Annotated in this window: 16 protein-coding genes and 1 pseudogene; 9 read left to right on the plus strand and 8 right to left on the minus strand. The window is 37.3% G+C overall.

All coding sequences use genetic code 11. From position 1 onward, the window contains the following. Positions 1 to 9: 9 nt before the first annotated feature. Positions 10 to 369 (minus strand): outer membrane protein assembly factor BamE, encoded by a 360-nt coding sequence (locus tag AOR04_RS04740; RefSeq protein ID WP_008135869.1) that lies wholly within the window; start codon positions 367 to 369, stop codon positions 10 to 12. 106 nt (positions 370 to 475) lie between these two features. Here AOR04_RS04740 and AOR04_RS04745 point away from each other — a divergent pair, with 106 nt between their 5' ends. Further along, positions 476 to 814 (plus strand): GIY-YIG nuclease family protein, encoded by a 339-nt coding sequence (locus AOR04_RS04745; protein ID WP_193371851.1) that lies wholly within the window; start codon positions 476 to 478, stop codon positions 812 to 814. Positions 815 to 925: 111 nt separating this feature from the next. On the opposite strand, the pseudogene AOR04_RS04750 reads toward AOR04_RS04745, so the two are convergent. Further along, positions 926 to 2,845 (minus strand): annotated as a pseudogene (locus AOR04_RS04750) (methyl-accepting chemotaxis protein). 179 nt (positions 2,846 to 3,024) lie between these two features. Continuing rightward, positions 3,025 to 4,497 (minus strand): ketol-acid reductoisomerase, encoded by a 1,473-nt coding sequence (gene ilvC, locus AOR04_RS04755; protein WP_096792664.1) that lies wholly within the window; start codon positions 4,495 to 4,497, stop codon positions 3,025 to 3,027. Between the two features lie 138 nt (positions 4,498 to 4,635). On the opposite strand from ilvC, the gene ilvY reads away from it, so the two are divergent. From ilvY to AOR04_RS04785, 6 genes are all read left to right on the plus strand, one after another. Continuing rightward, positions 4,636 to 5,541 (plus strand): HTH-type transcriptional activator IlvY, encoded by a 906-nt coding sequence (gene ilvY / locus AOR04_RS04760; protein WP_096792665.1) that lies wholly within the window; start codon positions 4,636 to 4,638, stop codon positions 5,539 to 5,541. Positions 5,542 to 5,661: 120 nt separating this feature from the next. Then, complete coding sequence (locus AOR04_RS04765) at positions 5,662 to 6,708, plus strand: GGDEF domain-containing protein (RefSeq protein ID WP_232525509.1); 1,047 nt, start codon at positions 5,662 to 5,664, stop codon at positions 6,706 to 6,708. A 133-nt stretch (positions 6,709 to 6,841) separates the two neighbouring features. Next, the gene (locus tag AOR04_RS04770) at positions 6,842 to 7,717 is read left to right on the plus strand and encodes a MipA/OmpV family protein (protein WP_033040142.1); all 876 of its coding nucleotides are present in this window, start codon (positions 6,842 to 6,844) and stop codon (positions 7,715 to 7,717) included. A 13-nt stretch (positions 7,718 to 7,730) separates the two neighbouring features. Next, positions 7,731 to 8,099 (plus strand): DUF3019 domain-containing protein, encoded by a 369-nt coding sequence (locus AOR04_RS04775; RefSeq protein ID WP_007378649.1) that lies wholly within the window; start codon positions 7,731 to 7,733, stop codon positions 8,097 to 8,099. A 14-nt stretch (positions 8,100 to 8,113) separates the two neighbouring features. Further along, positions 8,114 to 8,806, plus strand: coding sequence for a response regulator (locus tag AOR04_RS04780; RefSeq protein WP_007378650.1), 693 nt, complete (start codon positions 8,114 to 8,116; stop codon positions 8,804 to 8,806). 26 nt (positions 8,807 to 8,832) lie between these two features. Further along, positions 8,833 to 10,104 carry an ATP-binding protein gene (locus AOR04_RS04785; protein WP_096792666.1) on the plus strand — a complete coding sequence of 424 codons (1,272 nt, stop codon included), beginning with the start codon at positions 8,833 to 8,835 and terminating at the stop codon, positions 10,102 to 10,104. Positions 10,105 to 10,186: 82 nt separating this feature from the next. Here AOR04_RS04785 and AOR04_RS04790 read toward each other — a convergent pair whose 3' ends face one another. Beyond that, positions 10,187 to 10,402 (minus strand): DUF3820 family protein, encoded by a 216-nt coding sequence (locus AOR04_RS04790; RefSeq protein WP_008136951.1) that lies wholly within the window; start codon positions 10,400 to 10,402, stop codon positions 10,187 to 10,189. A gap of 571 nt (positions 10,403 to 10,973) precedes the next feature. After that, positions 10,974 to 12,545, minus strand: a complete 1,572-nt coding sequence (locus tag AOR04_RS04795) for a cation:proton antiporter family protein (protein WP_033028584.1) — start codon at positions 12,543 to 12,545, stop codon at positions 10,974 to 10,976. Positions 12,546 to 12,810: 265 nt separating this feature from the next. Between AOR04_RS04795 and AOR04_RS04800 the strand changes: the two genes are divergently transcribed. Both AOR04_RS04800 and AOR04_RS04805 read left to right on the plus strand, forming a co-directional pair. Further along, positions 12,811 to 13,554 (plus strand): sporulation protein, encoded by a 744-nt coding sequence (locus AOR04_RS04800; protein ID WP_096792667.1) that lies wholly within the window; start codon positions 12,811 to 12,813, stop codon positions 13,552 to 13,554. Positions 13,555 to 13,615: 61 nt separating this feature from the next. Next, positions 13,616 to 14,062, plus strand: coding sequence for a GNAT family N-acetyltransferase (locus AOR04_RS04805; protein WP_008136946.1), 447 nt, complete (start codon positions 13,616 to 13,618; stop codon positions 14,060 to 14,062). Positions 14,063 to 14,138: 76 nt separating this feature from the next. Here the strand turns inward: AOR04_RS04805 and AOR04_RS04810 are convergent, their stop codons facing one another. The 3 genes from AOR04_RS04810 to AOR04_RS04820 all read right to left on the minus strand — a co-directional run bounded on the left by AOR04_RS04810 (position 14,139) and on the right by AOR04_RS04820 (position 17,710). Continuing rightward, the gene (locus tag AOR04_RS04810) at positions 14,139 to 15,494 is read right to left on the minus strand and encodes a sodium-dependent transporter (RefSeq protein WP_096792668.1); all 1,356 of its coding nucleotides are present in this window, start codon (positions 15,492 to 15,494) and stop codon (positions 14,139 to 14,141) included. Between the two features lie 204 nt (positions 15,495 to 15,698). Then, positions 15,699 to 16,991 carry an ATP-binding protein gene (locus tag AOR04_RS04815; protein ID WP_096792669.1) on the minus strand — a complete coding sequence of 431 codons (1,293 nt, stop codon included), beginning with the start codon at positions 16,989 to 16,991 and terminating at the stop codon, positions 15,699 to 15,701. Between the two features lie 14 nt (positions 16,992 to 17,005). After that, positions 17,006 to 17,710, minus strand: coding sequence for a response regulator transcription factor (locus tag AOR04_RS04820; RefSeq protein ID WP_096792670.1), 705 nt, complete (start codon positions 17,708 to 17,710; stop codon positions 17,006 to 17,008). Positions 17,711 to 17,731 lie beyond the last annotated feature (21 nt).

The following is a 17,731-nucleotide window of genomic DNA, read 5'->3' on the forward strand; positions in this document are numbered from 1 at the left end:
AACTCGCTTTTATTGCTCTAGCGGTGTGTTGAAATTTTCTGGCTGATCATAATCGCCCGAAATAGAGACTAGTTTTTCGTTTTCAAATTTAATAACTAAAGATTTGTGTTGCTCGTTTTTACGGCCTTTATTGAAGCTATAAACGTAACGCCATGTATTGTTATCAAAAGCATCCTCGGCAATTGGACGGCCTAAAACGTAAATAACTTGCTCTCGAGTCATACTAACACGAAGCTTTTCAACATCAGATTGCTCTAAAAAATTACCTTGAGGGATGTTGATTCTGTATACCCAGCTAGAACAACCCGCTGTTGTACTGAGTGTTAGTGCAACGATAAGCCAAAGGGAAAAAGTTTTTAACGACTGCATTGTTAGTTGTGATCCTTATTTTTTATAATCTGCATGATACCGATTAGTCACTGAAGGTAAAACCCTTTTAGCAATTGTTTTTTGTTAAGGGCGTTAAGGTAATATTTTGACCATTAATAATGAAAAAAGTTTACATCATATTGAATCTTGTAATGTAAAAAGGGATTCTATTTGGTATTTGTACATCGTGCAGACTCGCTTTGGGCATTGGTACACGGGTATTACAACAAATGTAGAAAAACGCTTTGCTACACATCAAGTGGGTAAAGGGGCCAAAAACCTCAGAGGGAAAGGCCCTTTACTGCTTATCCACCAACAAAAAGTGGGCAGTAAAAGTGATGCGAGTAAGTTGGAGCATCAGATTAAAAAACTGACAAAAGTTAGAAAAGAGGCATATGTTCTCAATTTTAAAAAAGTGGATATTAACAAGACTAAATCGCTGTAAATATAAACTTTAATTAATTTTATTCATCGTAATTAAAACTTCACCTCTACGAACAAGCTAGCATTAACTGCAGTTAATGCTAGCTTGTTCGTAATAGCAGTGCCAAACCACTTAACGATGCTTTTCAAATGTATCGACAAGCTCATCAAGAGTTTGAGCGCTATTTGCTAAATCACGAATGGCTTGCTCTGTATTAATTTGCTCGCTCATTGCTTTATCACTAATTTCACTTATTTGCTCAATATTACGTCCTACATCGGCAACTACATTGCTTTGCTGCTCTGTTGCTGTGGCTATAAGTGTGGCCATATCGTTTATTTGGTTTGCAGTTTCGGTTATCGTATTAAGTAACTCTACTGAGTTTTGCATTGCCCCTACGCTTTGCTGCGCTTTATCTTTTGATTGGCTAATATCGTTAACTACATCATCAGAAATCTGTGTTAGCTCTTCTATCATTGACTGAATTTCATTTGTTGACTGAGAAGTACGGTTTGCTAGTGCGCGCACTTCGTCGGCAACAACAGCAAACCCGCGACCATGCTCTCCAGCACGAGCCGATTCAATAGCTGCGTTCAATGCTAATAAATTAGTTTGTTCAGAAATGCTTCTGATTGCATCAATAATGTTAGCAATATCAATTGTTTTTTTAGACAACAGGGTAACTTGCTCTGTAATGCCATCTATATCACTCGCAAGAGCAGAAATAGTTGTCTGACTTTGAACAACTTGCTGATGGCTTTGTATAGTTTTTTCACGGCTGCTATCAGTGAGTTTTGCTGTGTTTGCCGCACTTTGTGCTATTTCCTGTACCGTTGCACCCATTTGGTTTATTGCAGCAGCAACCGAGATCGTTTGTTCTTTTTGACTATCGATTGCGAGTGAATTGCGTTTAGCTTGTTCAAAAACATGATCTGAACTTTTTCTTATGTCATGGCTTTCATTCGCGACTTGCTGAATAGCAATTTCTATTTTTTCGATAAACTGATTAAAACCAGCACTTAAGTTATTAAGCTCTGGTTGGCTTGATTCAGGTAATCTATAAGCAAGATTAGCATCACCAGAACCCAAGCGTGAAAATAGTTCTGCCATTTTAGATAAAGGTGATGAGAGCGATCGAGCAAGTAAGTAACTAATTAGGCTAGCAACTAATGCAATGATTAATGTAAAAGTAAAAATTTGCCATTGCAGGGTATTTACGCTTGCGAATACTTCACTTTTTGGCACTTGGGCTACAACATATAAATCGGTGTTTTTGATTGGTGTTGCCGCCACGAGGGTTGGCTCACCATTTAAGTTTATTTCTTTTAATACAAAGCCATAACTGCTTAATAGCTGGTTATGTATGTCAGCTGTAAATAATTCATCAATATTAACTTTTGCTACTTTACTTGAATCTTTATGCAGCTGAATTAAACCACTTTTATCTGCAATAAATACAAAACCAGTTTGTTCAATTTTAAATTGCTGCAATAGCTTTTGCATCTCAGTAATACTTTTAGCAAGGCCAGCTAAGCCTGTTCCATTAGGCTGTTGATGATTTATAAACATTTTTACATCATTTGCAGACTCTTGGTAAATACTTATTGAGTATGGTTTTTTCGATTGTTTAAATGCAAAAAACCAGCCATCAGCAGTATCATTTTTTAATACGCGCAAAAAGCCATTTTGGTTCCAATATTGAGCTGTGTCTCTATTTGCCCAAGACGCGGTTGCTAAATTGTACTGCGTGACTAAACGGTTTAATTCTTTAAGTAAGACAGCATCATTTTTAGTATTAGTTTGCGACCATTGTAAAATGAATTCATTTTACGATAATTGTTCAGCAGCACCAATGAGTGCGTTTATTTCACCACCAATATGGTTACTGATAGTTTGCAGCTTACTTGGAAGTTCAGACTCAATCATACGTTGTTCAATAATATCTTCTGAACTGTATAACGAGGTTAGGCCTATTAGTGCGGCAACAAAGATAGCAATACTACTGCCAAGGGCTGTTATTTTTTGAGTAATAGAAAGGTTTTGTAACATCATAATAATTTATTTTACAACTTAATTAGAAAGCCATGTTAGCACATTATTTATTATGGGCTAATTATTAGCTCAAGCTGAACAAATGAAAGTAAGCAGTGTTGTGAATATGCATAAAAAAGCCCACGTGCGAAAAGCATATGGGCTTGGTTTCTAACAAGCGAAACTTTTATTGTCTAGAATTAAACAATTTTCTTCATTGCAGACATGTAGCCACGTAGTTTAGCACCTACTTTTTCAACAGGGTGTTCACGCAATGCAGCATTGATTTGAATTAATGTTTGGTTATCAACTTGGTTACTGTGCTCGCCAAGGCCTTTACCAATAATGTCTGTATCAACGTTTTTCATAAAATCAGCAAGTAATGGTAAACATGCATGGTTATATAAATAACAGCCGTATTCTGCAGTATCAGAGATAGTACGGTTCATTTCAAAAAGCTTTTTACGCGCAATAGTATTGGCGATTAATGGCGTTTCGTGTAATGACTCGTAGTAAGCCGACTCTTCAATAATACCGGCGGCAGTCATGGTTTCAAATGCAAGTTCAACACCTGCTTTAACCATTGCTACCATTAAAATACCGTTATCAAAAAATTCTTGTTCTGAGATTTCTACATCGCCAGCAGGAGTCTTTTCAAAGTTAGTTTCTGCTGTTTCAGCGCGCCATTTAAGTAAGTTTACGTCATCGTTATTCCAGTCTTCCATCATGGTGCGTGAAAAAGTGCCGTCGATGATGTCATCTTGATGCTTATTATAAAGCGGGCGCATAATTAGTTTTAGCTCTTCGCTTAGTTCAAACGCTTTTACTTTTGCAGGATTTGAAAGGCGGTCAAGCATGTTTGTAACGCCGCCGTACTTAAGTGCTTCGGTAATTACTTCCCAGCCGTATTGAATTAGCTTTGATGCATAACCCGCATCAACGCCTTTTTCTACCATTTTATCAAAACATAAAATAGAGCCAGTTTGTAGCATGCCACATAAAATGGTTTGCTCGCCCATTAGGTCTGACTTAACTTCAGCAATAAATGATGATTTAAGTACACCAGCACGGTGTCCGCCAGTCCCTGCTGCATACGCTTTAGCTTGTGCTAAACCATGACCTTGAGGGTCATTTTCTGGGTGAACAGCAATTAGAGTTGGCACACCAAAACCACGTTTGTATTCTTCACGAACTTCAGAACCAGGACACTTAGGCGCAACCATGATTACGGTAATGTCTTCACGCACTTGCATGCCTTCTTCAACAATATTAAAGCCATGAGAGTAAGCAAGTGTAGAGTCTTTTTTCATAAGCGGCATAATCGCACTTACTACAGCGGTATGTTGTTTATCTGGCGTTAAGTTAAGTACTACGTCGGCTGTAGGAATTAATTCTTCGTAAGTGCCTACAGTAAAGCCATTTTCAGATGCATTAAGGAAAGATTGACGGCGCTCAGAAATGGCTGATGCACGTAATGTGTATGAAACATCTAAACCAGAGTCACGTAAGTTTAAGCCTTGGTTTAAACCTTGTGCGCCACAGCCTACAATAACGAGTTTTTTACCTTTAAGTGCATCAACGCCATCGGCAAATTCGGCTGCGTCCATAAATTCACATTGCGCTAATTGCGCTAATTGCTCGCGTAAAGGTAAGGTATTGAAATAATTCGCCATTGTTAGTGTCCTATAAAGTAATATTTGTTAGATGCGCAATGTTTACTGCGCTTACAAACACCATATGTAAAATAGTCACTTGCGTAAAATGATATATTTGAATTAAAGTGTTTCATAATATGAAATACTGAGTTTGGCATGGATCATAAACATTTAAACTACTTTTTAGCACTGGCTAAAACACTTCATTTTGGCCGCGCAAGCGAACTTTGCCATATAAGTGCGCCTACTTTGAGCCGCAATATAAAACACTTGGAAGAAGAGGTTGGTGTTGCATTATTTGTACGCGATAACCGCAGTGTTAAATTAACACGTGAAGGAGAGTCATTTATTGATTACGCTACGGCAACGTTAGCCAGTTGGCAACGTTTTAAAGCGAATGTGAAAGATCCACAACAGCATATTTATGGCAATGTTAGTATTTATTGCTCAGTGACAGCTTCTTATAGTTTTTTACATCAAATATTAGAGCAATTACGTGCACAGCATCAGCATATCGAAATAACTTTAAATACCGGTGATCCAGCTTTAGCTATTAATAGGGTACTCGATGGTCACGAGTCGATGGCAATTGCAGCCAAGCCAAATAAGCTTCCTACACAAATAGCATTTGTAAAAATAGGTTATTCACCACTTGTTTTAATTGCACCTAGAATTCATTGTCAGATCACTGAAAAGTTAATAAACAACGGTGATAATATTGATTGGTCTGAACTTGAATTTATTGTTCCGGAGCAAGGTTTTTCAAGGCAACGACTTGAGCAGTGGTGGCGTAAAAATAATGTCCATGGAAAGATTTATGCGCAAGTCGCTGGACATGAAGCTATGGTGTCAATGGTGAGTCTGGGTTTAGGTGTCGCAATGGTCCCTAAAATAGTGCTAGATAACAGTCCACTGCAGGATAAGGTACAAGTATTGGATACAAAGAGGGCTACTCCAGAAGGTTTTGAGATTGGTCTAGCTGTCCTTCGTAAAGAGTTAAATGATCCTGCTATTAGCGCTTTATGGAGTATTGCACAAACTTTAGACGCAAGTGCTATTTAAAAGATCAAATATTCATTTAGTTCATAAAATAGTATGAATATTAGTTGCTTATAGGTTTACTATTAATTAACATCAAAAACCTAACAATAAAAATAATGACGCTTGAGAGTTTATTTTACTATGGATCGTGCCGTATCACTTGCTCATTCTGCTCAATGCCTAAAAAAGGCGATTCCTATGATGGTAAAGTACCGCATGCCGGTTACGCCAATCAATTACGCTATTTGGTATTGTTATATACAAGGTAATAAACCCTCTTTAAATGCAGAGCTTGATCATGTCATTGCTCAGCAACAAACATGCACTCAAGATAGAGCGAAGGCAATATTTGATAAGCATTTAAATAAAGACGATTTAGCGTTATTTCAAGACGTATCCGAAAAATTTCATAGCACAATCGATCAAGTGCAAAAAGATTTAGGCATTGCGCTTGAGCATTCAAAAAGTTTTACTACAACCTTGGTTGACTCCCAGAATGAGTTAAATTTGATTACAGATATTAGCTCGTATAATCAAGTGCTTGGGTGCGTTGAACGTTTAACCGATGAATCGATTGCAATGCAAAATCATGCACGTGAGTTTCAAACTAAACTTGCATTTGCTTATAATGAAATAAAAGACTTAAAAGAAGCACTCAATGTTTCAAAAAAAGTTGCTGATACAGACCCTCTTACTGGTTTTTATAACCGAGGTAAGTTTGATTTAGATATTACGGATTTTTGTAAAAAGTATTCTGAGCAAAATCAACACACATCACTTGCGGTTCTCATTATGTTTGATATTGATCATTTTAAGCGTTTTAATGATGACTTTGGCCATCAAAAAGGTGACGAAGTATTAAAGTTAGTAGCAAAAAAAGTGAAAGAAAAAATTAAAGAGACTGCAAAAGTTTATCGTTATGGCGGTGAAGAATTTTGTATTACAGCTTATTTTGACACTATCAACGATATGATGGCATTTGCAGATTGTATTCGTTTGGATATTGCAAAATTGGCTGTTCGTAAAAAAGGTGATACCAATACTAAACGTGCTATTTCTGCGAGTTTTGGTTTGGCTATTCTACGACCATTTACTAATGGCACTGTGTTAGTTGAACGCGCTAATAGAGCGCTTTACATAGCAAAAACTCATGGTCGTAATCGAATAGAGATAGCGCCAGATGTTTAGTTGTTCAAATAATGCACACAAGTTAATTAATATGTATAAAAATTGTGAATGATTGTAACTAGCTAGAGCTAGTTTAAAACGACCTTGCTACTATGGGGCACTTAATAATTTTCACACACTTTGACTTATACTGATGCGGTTTAACTTTTCAATATTAACAGCTTTTTTGCTGATCACTTTAGTTGCATGCTTTGCTGCCAATGGACAGCAAGCTAAAAATGTAACACAAGAGTTTGAAGAGCAACATATAGCTATAGAGCAGTGGCATTTTAGTCTAAGCGTTGGTGCTGGAGTTGTTACAAACCCATTACGAGGTGGGGACAATATTCCCCTTGTGTTGATTCCGCAGGTGGCTTTTTATGGCCAGCACTGGTTTTTCGATAATGGAAGGCTTGGTTATTCTTTTATACAAAGTCAAAAACATAATTTAAACCTTGTTAGTGAATTAAATGCAGAGTCTCGTTTTTTTATTGATTGGCATCCTACTAATATTTTTACTCTGCAAACGAGTGCGTTAAACAGTCAGTTAGTGCAGCAACAAAGTACTTCATCTCCCAAAAATATCAATATAAATGACATAGAAAAACGCCATATTGCCCTCGATGCGGGCATTGCATATCACTATGTAGATGATGCTAACGTATTTTCTATTCAAGCACTTCATGATGTTACCAGTGTTTATAACGGATTGCGTGGTGCATTGCAGTGGCAATATCATGCTGAAGTTGGAAAGTTAAAAATAAAACCGACGCTGGGAATAAATTATAAATCGGCTGAACTAAATGACTACTTCTATGGACTAAAAGCCGACGAAACTCAATTAGGTAAAATTGATGTTGGCAGTAGTTGGCAGCCTTATGCTAAAATCGACGCCCGTTGGCCGCTGAGTAAGGTTAACTCACTTCGTTTTCATTTAGCATATTACAATTATTCGGCTATGGATGGTAGTCCGCTCTTTGAACATGCTTATTCAATGACTGCCTTTATAGGATTAGATCATACTTTTTAATATGAAGTATTTAATGTTTATTGTGTTTATAGCATCGCTATTTAGTGGTTCTTGCAGAGCACAAACCGCTAATTTTAGCGTCTCTCCCAAAGTATGTGTGATTTCTGAGCAACAAGCATTTTGTGATCTTGATTTACAATTTAATTGGCAGCAAGAAGCATTGAGTGATGTTTGTTTATATCAACAAGATGAAAAAATTTATTGTTGGAAACAGCAACGTTCGGGGCAATTCAATTATAAAGCGCGGGTTCAGGTAGAGACCATATACTCCCTAATCAATCCTCACACGGGTGTACTATTAGCAAAAATACAGGTTGAAGTACAGAGCGCGCACGCAAAGAAAAATAGGCGCAGACTTCGCTCTCCGTGGAGCTTTTTTTAAATTAGGAGCAACTAATGCCAAAAATTTTACTTGTTGAAGATGATCTCGGCTTACAGCAATTAACAAAAGATTATCTTGAACATAACGGCTTAGAAGTCGCAGTGTTAGATCGTGGCGATGCAGTCTTTGACTACTTAGAAGCTAATCCAGTCGATCTAATTATTTTAGATGTAATGCTACCAGGAAAAGATGGTTTTAGCGTTTGCCGTCAAGTTCGCGATAAATATACTCTGCCTATTCTTATGCTAACAGCCAAAGGTGAAGATTTTGATCAGGTACTTGGTTTAGAGCTTGGTGCTGATGACTACGTTATAAAACCTGCCGAACCGCGTGTATTACTCGCCAGAATAAATGCGCTGTTACGCCGTGGTCAACCTATCGTGAAAGCAAGTGAAGAGTTACAGTTTGGTGATCTAAGCATAGATAAAACAAGCCGTATCGTAAAATTAAATAATAATGAAATAACGCTTACTTCTCATGAATTTGAACTACTTTGGTTACTGGCCTCTAATGCGGGTGAAGTGCTTAGTCGTGAACATGTCCATCAACATATGATAGGACGTCAGTACGACGGCCTTGATCGAACTGTTGACGTTAGGGTATCACGCATTCGTAAAAAACTAGGTGACAATAGCGATAAGCCTTATCGTATCAAAACAGTGTGGGGACAAGGTTATTTATTTGTTTCTGATGCATGGGAATTATAATTAATGTTATGGGTTAGTCGGCTTTAATGGGAAAACTGTTTACGAGTTTATATATTTACATCGTGGTTTCTTTATTCGTAGTAAGCGGTGTAGTTGAACAGTTATGGCCTTATGAAGACTCACAGCAGCAAGTATTATTAGACGATGAGTTTGGGCAATCGCTTTGGTTGCTCTCACAAACTCCTAACGGTCTAAAAAAGCTAGAACATAATTTTGAAAGCCACATAATTGCTCGACGTGATTTAATATTACCTTTAGCACAACAAGCGAAATTAACAGACAATCACTACCTCTATTTATACGATAAACAACAACGTATTGTATGGTATGTAGAGCTTAGCGAAAATGAACTGCTACAGGTTGGTCCTGTAGGAGTATCAACGTCTACCCCCACTTCTGTTTGGCCATATTTATTATTACTTATTATTGTTGGTGTGCCTGTAGGTCTTTGGAGCTTTTTACTTTGGCGTGATTTTTCTAAATTGCGACACGCATGTGAGGCCGTCGAAGGCTTGCAAGATTTTCAATTAACAAATACCTCTAAATCGTTTTTTTTACCCGTTACCGATACACTAAAAGTAATGCAACAACGTATAACTTTTTTATTAACAGCTCAGCAGGAGCTTACATCGTCTGTTTCTCATGAATTTCGAACGCCGTTGGCACGTCTTAAATTTGCAATTGCTATGCTCCAAGATCAACTTTTAGATGATAAAAGCGAAAAATATTTAGCTAATATGAGCGCTGATATAAATGAACTTGAATCACTTGTTTCAGAAATGCTTGAATACGCAAGGTTAGACTCTCAGCAACCAAGTTTACAGTCTGTAAGTTGTGATCTAGTCGGATTGGTTAAAACAAGTATTGAAAAGCTAAATTTTGATACGCGAACTAGACTTATAAATAACTTGCCTGATAAGTTAAGCTATAAATGCGATAGTCATTTCATTGCTCGCGTATTTCAGAACTTGGTTGGTAATGCTATTAAATACGCAACAAGCCAAGTAAAAGTAACACTGCTTACAGAACCTCGCAGCATACTATTTATTGTTGAAGACGATGGAATAGGTATCGCTGAAATGGAGCGAGAAAATGTGTTTAAACCTTTTACGCGCCTCGATAAGAGTAGAGACAAAAAAACAGGTGGGTTTGGTTTAGGACTCGCTATTGTGAGTAAAATTGTATCTTGGCATCAAGGTGATTACTGGGTTGAAAAATCAGTCCTTGGTGGGGCTAAATTTGTCATTAGCTTGCCGCTAAAAAGTAGTTTCACGGAGGATATAAAAAAAGCGCCTTAAGGCGCTTTTTTTGTGGTTAAAACCAAAATCAACAAGTAGCAAAGTAGTAGACCGTGTATTTTAAAAATAGTTTCCAATTATTTTATTTTTTTTCTAATAACGGCATCAACATTTGCTCAAGCCCATTCAACTTTACTTCGTACATCATTGCTAATTGACTACCTAGTTTTGAATCAGGAAAGCCTTGTTGCTTAAACCACACAAGATAAGGCTCTGGCAGCATTAATAATGGGCGTCCTGCATATTTTCCAAACGGCATCTTGGTATTAATGGCAAGTTTTAATTGTTCTGGATCCATTCACTTACTTCAATGTATAAGACATAGTTAAGTGTAAGGTGTTTTAAGGAAATAAAATAGGCTGTGACGGGCAAGAAACAGCCTATTGAGTGAGGGAGTAGGCCCTCTTAATTAAGAATTTATGTTAGAAAATTAAACTTAGTTGAACTTTAATTAGCTGGAGTCTAATTAATTAAGTCTTAGAACATGAAGCTTATTTAACCAACACGAACAGTTTACCTGTTTTTTTACATGTTAGTTGGCCCGCTTGTAAAGGAATGTAAATAGAATTGATTTTCAGTCATCAAAAAGTATTAAAATAAATGTATAGTTCATTATTTTTTAGCTAGTGCTTGTTGATCTTTCCGGATTAAAATTTGTTCTAACTTGGGGGGATTTATACCAATCTGCTTCTATATGGAGTCTATTTAACGGTAAGAAAATTGCGCTGAACTAGGCAAATTTTTTTACCTAGTTGTTCTAAATAAAAATTATTAACACGCTTCTACGTTCTGATAACGCCCATTACCTACATCCGTGTAGGAAAAAAGGCCAAATTATCTTTAGTAATTATTAAGGACTATATCTCACTTTACGTAAACAATTTTTGTTTTACATGTTCAGCAAAACCACTACCAGCCTCTAGGTAAAAGTTATAGGTCGAGTGTACGCCCATATCTTCAAGCTCTTTTTGTTGATCTGGGTAGTTTGCAATGGCAGTTACCTGACCTTTATAACCTGAGGCTTGGAGCTGCTCTAAGGCAAAAATATTCTGCATATGCTTTGGCATAGTAAGCATAACCATTTCTACATGAGAGTGGTTTACGCGTTGCCAAAAGTCGGGATCGGTTGCATCTGCAATCAGCACTTTTCTGCCTCTATTAATATGTTTATCAACCACCTCAGGTTTTATGTCAATACCAGCAACTAAATTTGGGTGCGTAGCGTTAATTGTTTCGTATGCACCAGTACCAATTCGACCCATTCCAAAAATAACTATTTTAGTATCGTTCAGATTTACAGGTAGTTCTTCTGCTAAGCGTGTTTTACTTTCGAACTTTAATAGCCAATGTTCTACTTTTACATATAACTCGTTGGAACGCTTGTTTAGAGGAGATGCAATCACAAAGGTGATAGAGACAGCGATAGCCATTACCGCTAACCATTCAGAGGTAATCATCCCCGTTGTAGCCGCTACCGCACATACAATAAGGCCAAACTCACTGTAATTGGATAAACTAAAGGCTGTAAGTAGCGACGTACGAGCACGTAGTTTAAATGCATTTGTAAATAAATAATAAAGGGCTATTTTAATCGGTAATACAAAAATAAGTATGATGGCAATAATTAAAGAATTAATCGTTAGCTCGGCATTTAAGCCAATGCTTAAGAAAAAACCAACCAGTAATATATCTTTTAAATTAAGTAACGATTTTGATAATTCGCCAGCTTTTTTATGCGGTGCAAACATCATTCCTATTATAAGTGCTCCTAAATCACCTTTAAGGCCTGCATATTCAAATGCGTTATAACCTGCAATAAGCGCAAAGAAAAAGCCAAATAATGGGAGTAGCTCACCATGTTTAGAGCGATTAAGCACCCAGTACATAAGAGGGCGCAATAAAGGTAGAGCAACAATAAGCGCTAACGCCCAAACATTAGGGACTTTGCCTGTACTAATTGCTAAAAATATTACGGCGAATATATCTTGCATTACCAATATACCAATGGCAATTTTGCCGTGTAAGCTTGCCATTTCTCCGCGTTCTTCGAGTACTTTCACCGCAAATACAGTACTAGAAAAACTTAGGGCAAATCCAACTAATAAGGCGCTTTGCCAACTCAAGTCGACAAAAAGAGGGAGGGCGAAGACCCCAAGCAATAACATAAAGCCACTGAATAAAGCACTACTAAAAATAATGTGAAGCGTGGCTGGTGCCCAGACTTGCGGTTTCATTAAGCTATTAACTTTGAGTTTTAAGCCAATGCTGAATAATAAAAGGGTAACACCAAGGGCTGCAATTGTATCAAGCAGTTCTGTACTTTTATAACCCGATAAATTTAAAGCAAAGCCTGCTAATAAAAAGCCAATAAGAGGAGGTAGTTTTAATTGGTAAACAGCAAAACCACAAACAAACGCGGTAGCAAAATAGATTAGTTCCATAATTCTTAATATCACTTCATTTGGTATTGCAGTGTAGCGAAAAACTCATATCAATGAAAATAAATATAGTGTAAAGACATGCTCATTTAATGAAGTTGATACTTTACTGCGTATGAAAAATGCTCATATAACACGTATTTAATCGTAAATAGCATGTAAATAACACTTTTTCACTGACAACCGCTTTTAAATATGGTTAAGATGCGATAACGAAGAGGTTTAAGTTAGAGCATATAACAGAGCCGCTCAGCTTAAGGAGAAATATATGTTTAAAAAGATTTTAGCATCGGTAGGTATTGGTGCCGCTAAAGTAGACACTATTTTAGAGACAGAGCACTTGCAACCAGGTCAGCTTTTCAATGCACAAATTGTAATTACTGCAGGTGATATAAGCCAAGAAATATCAGGCTTAGATTTGCTACTAATGACTCGTGTTAAAGTAGCAGGAGATGATGGGGATTATTTTACTAATCATGTAATTGATCAGTGGCGCATCACTGAAATTGGTACAATTGAGCCTGGCGAAGTTAAAAGTATTCCTTTTGAGGCGCGTCTTCACTCTGAAACACCAATTACAGAAATTAATGCAGGTTACAATCAATCTCACGTTTGGCTAGAAACTGGTTTGGATATTGATTTAGCACTTGACCCTACTGATAAAGACCATTTGCATATTTACCCTAATGAAGCAGTTAAAACCTGTATGCAGGCAATGGAAAAATTAGGTTTTAGCTTAGCTAAAGCTGATGTGGAGAAGGGGCATTTACGCGCATCTACATTTCAGTCTGTATCTGGCTGTTATCAAGAGCTTGAATATAAACCTAATAGCAGAAGCTTATTTGGCATTCAGGAAATTGAATTGTCGTTTGTGCCGGAAGCGCATAAAACACATGTTTTAATTGAGCTCGATCGTGCTTTTAAAGGTGATGGTTATATTGACGTAACAATAGAGCATGATCATGTTAATCTTTCACAGCTTTGTGATCAGTTAGAGCGTTTATTTGCTTAATACTCGCCAGTGATTTAAATAAACCCAGCTTAGGCTGGTTTTTTTGTCTATAGGATTTAATATGCAGTTTAAATGTGAGTCATTTGAGGCTTTTGATACACATACACTTTTTACTATTGTTCGTGGTCGGGTGGATGTGTTTGTAGTTGAGCAGGCTTGTCCTTACCCAGAGCTTGATGATCATGATGTTGCTGTAACTACTCGGCACATATATAGCATTGATAATAATAAGTTGCTTAGCTACGCTCGTTGTTATGATAGAAACGCGCAGTACAGCTCAATAGGGCGTGTTTTAGTGAATGAAAAGGTACGAGGCAAAGGTTATGCAAGTGAGCTTGTAGTTACAGCTATAAATTGTTGTAAAGACCAGTGGCCTGAGCGTGATATTTACATTGGCGCGCAAACATATTTACTCGACTTTTATCGCTCATTTGGTTTCGAAAGTGTGGGGGAAGAGTACCTTGAAGATGGTATTCCTCATCAAGACATGATTTTAAAAGTGGTTTAGTGATTTTAGTTACGCTAAGTGACTTAATTTAATAGCTAACAAAATAGCCCACAAATGTGGGCTATTTTTATAGTGCTTAACCTAATAACGAATGTAAAAAAACTGTACCTATTGCTAGTGGGCATACAAACTTAGTATACCAAGGCCATATTTTCCAAAAAAATGTATTATGGACTTCAGGGTTTCCCTGCTGAATAGCTTTGAGTAGTGAACCCCTGTACCAAATCCAACCAACAAATATGCAACACATTAACCCTAATAGCGGTTGGGCAACTTTCGTTGTAAGTGTTATAACCAGACCAAATAAAGAGCTGAGATTGCATACAATTGTAATACTAACGACAGCAATTAGAGCGCCAATGAACCAAGTAGCTTGCACACGTTTCATTGCAAAGCGTTCTACTGTGTATGATACCGGTGCTTCAAGCATTGAGATTGATGATGTTAGCGCTGCTATGCTCATCAATGCAAAAAATGCAAAGCCAACAAATAAGCCTACGCTACCCATACCATCAAATAATGCAGGTAGTACTTGGAATACTAATGTATCTTCTGATAACAGCTTCCCTGTTACCGGTGAAAATATTTCTACGCCTTGTGCTTGAGCGACATACATTGCAGGAATAATAAGTAAACCTGCTACAAAGGCAATGAAGACGTCAATAAGGGTTACATAAGCACCTAATGAAACGAGGTTCTCTTTTTTACTAATGTATGAGCCATAAATAATCATTACACTGGTACCCAATGATAATGAGAAAAAAGCTTGGCCTAACGCACTGACTAATAACTGAGGATCAAAAATAGAAGAAAAATCAGGAACTAAGTACGCCTTTAAGCCTTCCATTGCGCCATTTTGCGTCATTACATAAGCAATTAATGAAAATAAAATTCCCAGTAATGCAGGCATTAAACGCTTTGACCATTTTTCTATACCATTTTCAACACCTCGACTAATAATAGCGACGGTTAATAAGATAAAGATCATAGTAAATATAATATTTCGCGTAAGTGATTGCTCGCTTAGCCATGTGGATGTAGAGTTTGCACCAACAAGCGTCGCTATTGGCTCTGCTGTTGCGCTGAGCATCCAACCGGCAACAATCGCGTAAAAACTTAATATAAATCCAGCACATAAAATACCGCCAAAACCAACAATAAACGCGAAGTGTTTTTGCCAAGGTCTATTAGATATTTTTTGAAGCGATGAAACTGCATTTGCTTGACCATGGCGACCAATCATAAGTTCGGCCATTAAAGCTGGGTAAGCCAAAAAGAACGCGAGTACTAAATATGCAACTAAAAAAGCAGCACCGCCATTGCTGGCTGTTTGTGTAGGGAATCCCCAAATATTACCCAAGCCAACAGCAGAACCTGCGGCGGCCATAATAAAACCAAAACGAGAACTAAACTCGCCTCTAACTGCGCTCATATTATTGTACTTCTCTATTTTTTGACGGCGCAGACAATCTACTGGAAATGTAAAAAAATAAAAAGTGCTTATTTGCTGATCTCACACAATTTAGTATGCCAGTAGTATGGTATACGCGATGTTTTTAATAAATGTTACTGTATAGTTAAAGTTAACAGGTTGTTTTTGTTTTTAAAATGTTAATTACAGGGTGTAATTAATGCTTTACGCTTTGTGATGTTGATCGATAATGAGTGTAAAACAGGCTCCACCTAATTGGTTACTTTTACTTACTTTTACGCTGCCATGATGCCAATCAGCTACTTTTTCAACAATCGCAAGGCCTAGCCCATAGCTTTTATCTGCGCGGTTACGATGTTCTTCTTCTTTGAAAAATGGGCTAAATACGTTATTAAAATTTTCTTTTGCTATACCAGGGCCATCGTCTTCAACAGTGATTACAAGCTGGTGTTCGTACACTTTAGCACTCAGATAAATATGTAGCTCTGCGAAGTCACAAGCATTATTTAATAAGTTAGTTATTGCACGAGCAAGCCAATGTAAGTCGGCATTGATAATGTCACTTGAGCTATTAAGTTGTACGTTGAGCATTTGCGATTCAAATTTAGGTGCTAGTTGTATTAATATATCACTGAGATAGTGCTTAATATTAGTTGAAGAGTAGGTCAATTTGTTGGCATTTTGCTCAAGCGTTGCAAAGGCTAAATAGCTTTTTAACATAGACTCCATATGGTCTAAATCGCTTTCCATACGGGATAAATATTTTTTTATTTGTTGCTCATCATAGCTATCAATAGCCGCATCTAATCCAAAGCGCAGGCACGCAATGGGTGTACGAATATCGTGAGATAAGCTTGACGCCATTAGTTTGTTTTCGGCGACTAGTTTTTCTATCTGACTGGCCATTCTGTTAAATGTGAGCTCTACATCTTTTATGTAGGTGAAGTGCGATACTTTAATTCTTGCTTGTACATTACCTGAGGCAAACTTTTTAGCTGCTTCATTTAAGACTGTTAAGCGCTTTGCAAGAGGGGTAATAATAAACCCCATAAATACGCACAAACCAGCATAAAATAGTAGTGTTAAAAATATATCATTGCGCTGCTCAGTATCTACGCGTTTTTCTAACCGCATTGATATATGAAAGGGGCTTAATATTTGACTACTATAAAGCATATAGAAGCCTTGTTGATCTTCTAAAATCAACCCACCGGCAGTGTGCATCTGTAATAATAATGAAGGAGGTAGTGCGAGAGATTCATTGTGCTTGTAATCAATTAATAAATTAAACTCATTCGCTAGTTGCTTTACATAACGACCACGTTCAGAAGTTGGGATATTAGCTAATTGTTTGCTAAAGCCCATTATCATCTTACTTTGCACACTAAATTCATCTTCTGAGGTTTGTGTTTGTTGGCTAAATGCATCAATTAACCAGCCAAGTACAACGATAGATAAAAGCGCACTGCTAAGTAGTGAAATATAAAACTTCTTCACTTATGTATCACTTTTTACCATGCGGTAGATACGAGTAAGTAACCTCGTCCCCATATAGTTTTAATTTTAGTCGGATTTTGTGGATCATCATTAAATTTTTTGCGCAGTGCTGAAATAAGTACGTCAACACTTCTATCCAAGCCGTCATACTCACGGCCTTTTGTTGCTTTAAAAACAGCGTCACGTGATACGACTTGACCCGCATTACTCGCCAAATAGTGAAGAAGTAAATACTCTGCGCTGGATATATTTATATCAAGCTCGTTTAATTTTACGCTTCTAGATTCTGTGTTAATACTCAGCGCGCCAACCGTTATTAATGTTTCGTTTGCCAGTGATTTGTTTGGTTCATTATTTTGGCGAAGTGCAGCTTTAATTCTAGCTAAAAGTGCACGAGGGCGAACGGGTTTCATGACATAGTCACTTGCACCAACTTCTAACCCTATTACTTCATCCATTTCTTCATCGCGTGCGGTGAGCATTATAATAGGGGAATTATAAAAGCTACGCAGTTCTCTGCATACGCTAATTCCGTCTTGTCCAGGAAGCATAATATCAAGTAGGACAATGCTAGGATTTAAGGTTTTTACTTGGCCAATAACCTCATCGCCTCGATGGCATACATGGGTCGTATAACCTTGCTCCGTTAAGTATTCTGCAACCCACTGAGCGAGCGATACATCATCTTCAACGAGTAAAATAGTGCCGTAGTTATTCATAAATTATCCTTAATGTGTTTA

The sequence above is a fragment of the Pseudoalteromonas sp. 1_2015MBL_MicDiv genome, assembly GCF_002407505.1.
Classification (GTDB): Bacteria; Pseudomonadota; Gammaproteobacteria; order Enterobacterales; family Alteromonadaceae; genus Pseudoalteromonas; species Pseudoalteromonas fuliginea.

Coding starts and splice junctions, on each gene's coding strand:
- AOR04_RS04740 (WP_008135869.1), bottom strand. CDS start 369: ATGCAGTCGTTAAAAACTTTTTCCCTTTGGCTTATCGTTGCACTAACA.
- ilvC (WP_096792664.1), bottom strand. CDS start 4,497: ATGGCGAATTATTTCAATACCTTACCTTTACGCGAGCAATTAGCGCAA.
- ilvY (WP_096792665.1), top strand. CDS start 4,636: ATGGATCATAAACATTTAAACTACTTTTTAGCACTGGCTAAAACACTT.
- AOR04_RS04765 (WP_232525509.1), top strand. CDS start 5,662: ATGGATCGTGCCGTATCACTTGCTCATTCTGCTCAATGCCTAAAAAAG.
- AOR04_RS04770 (WP_033040142.1), top strand. CDS start 6,842: ATGCGGTTTAACTTTTCAATATTAACAGCTTTTTTGCTGATCACTTTA.
- AOR04_RS04775 (WP_007378649.1), top strand. CDS start 7,731: ATGTTTATTGTGTTTATAGCATCGCTATTTAGTGGTTCTTGCAGAGCA.
- AOR04_RS04780 (WP_007378650.1), top strand. CDS start 8,114: ATGCCAAAAATTTTACTTGTTGAAGATGATCTCGGCTTACAGCAATTA.
- AOR04_RS04785 (WP_096792666.1), top strand. CDS start 8,833: ATGGGAAAACTGTTTACGAGTTTATATATTTACATCGTGGTTTCTTTA.
- AOR04_RS04790 (WP_008136951.1), bottom strand. CDS start 10,402: ATGGATCCAGAACAATTAAAACTTGCCATTAATACCAAGATGCCGTTT.
- AOR04_RS04795 (WP_033028584.1), bottom strand. CDS start 12,545: ATGGAACTAATCTATTTTGCTACCGCGTTTGTTTGTGGTTTTGCTGTT.
- AOR04_RS04800 (WP_096792667.1), top strand. CDS start 12,811: ATGTTTAAAAAGATTTTAGCATCGGTAGGTATTGGTGCCGCTAAAGTA.
- AOR04_RS04805 (WP_008136946.1), top strand. CDS start 13,616: ATGCAGTTTAAATGTGAGTCATTTGAGGCTTTTGATACACATACACTT.
- AOR04_RS04810 (WP_096792668.1), bottom strand. CDS start 15,494: ATGAGCGCAGTTAGAGGCGAGTTTAGTTCTCGTTTTGGTTTTATTATG.
- AOR04_RS04820 (WP_096792670.1), bottom strand. CDS start 17,710: ATGAATAACTACGGCACTATTTTACTCGTTGAAGATGATGTATCGCTC.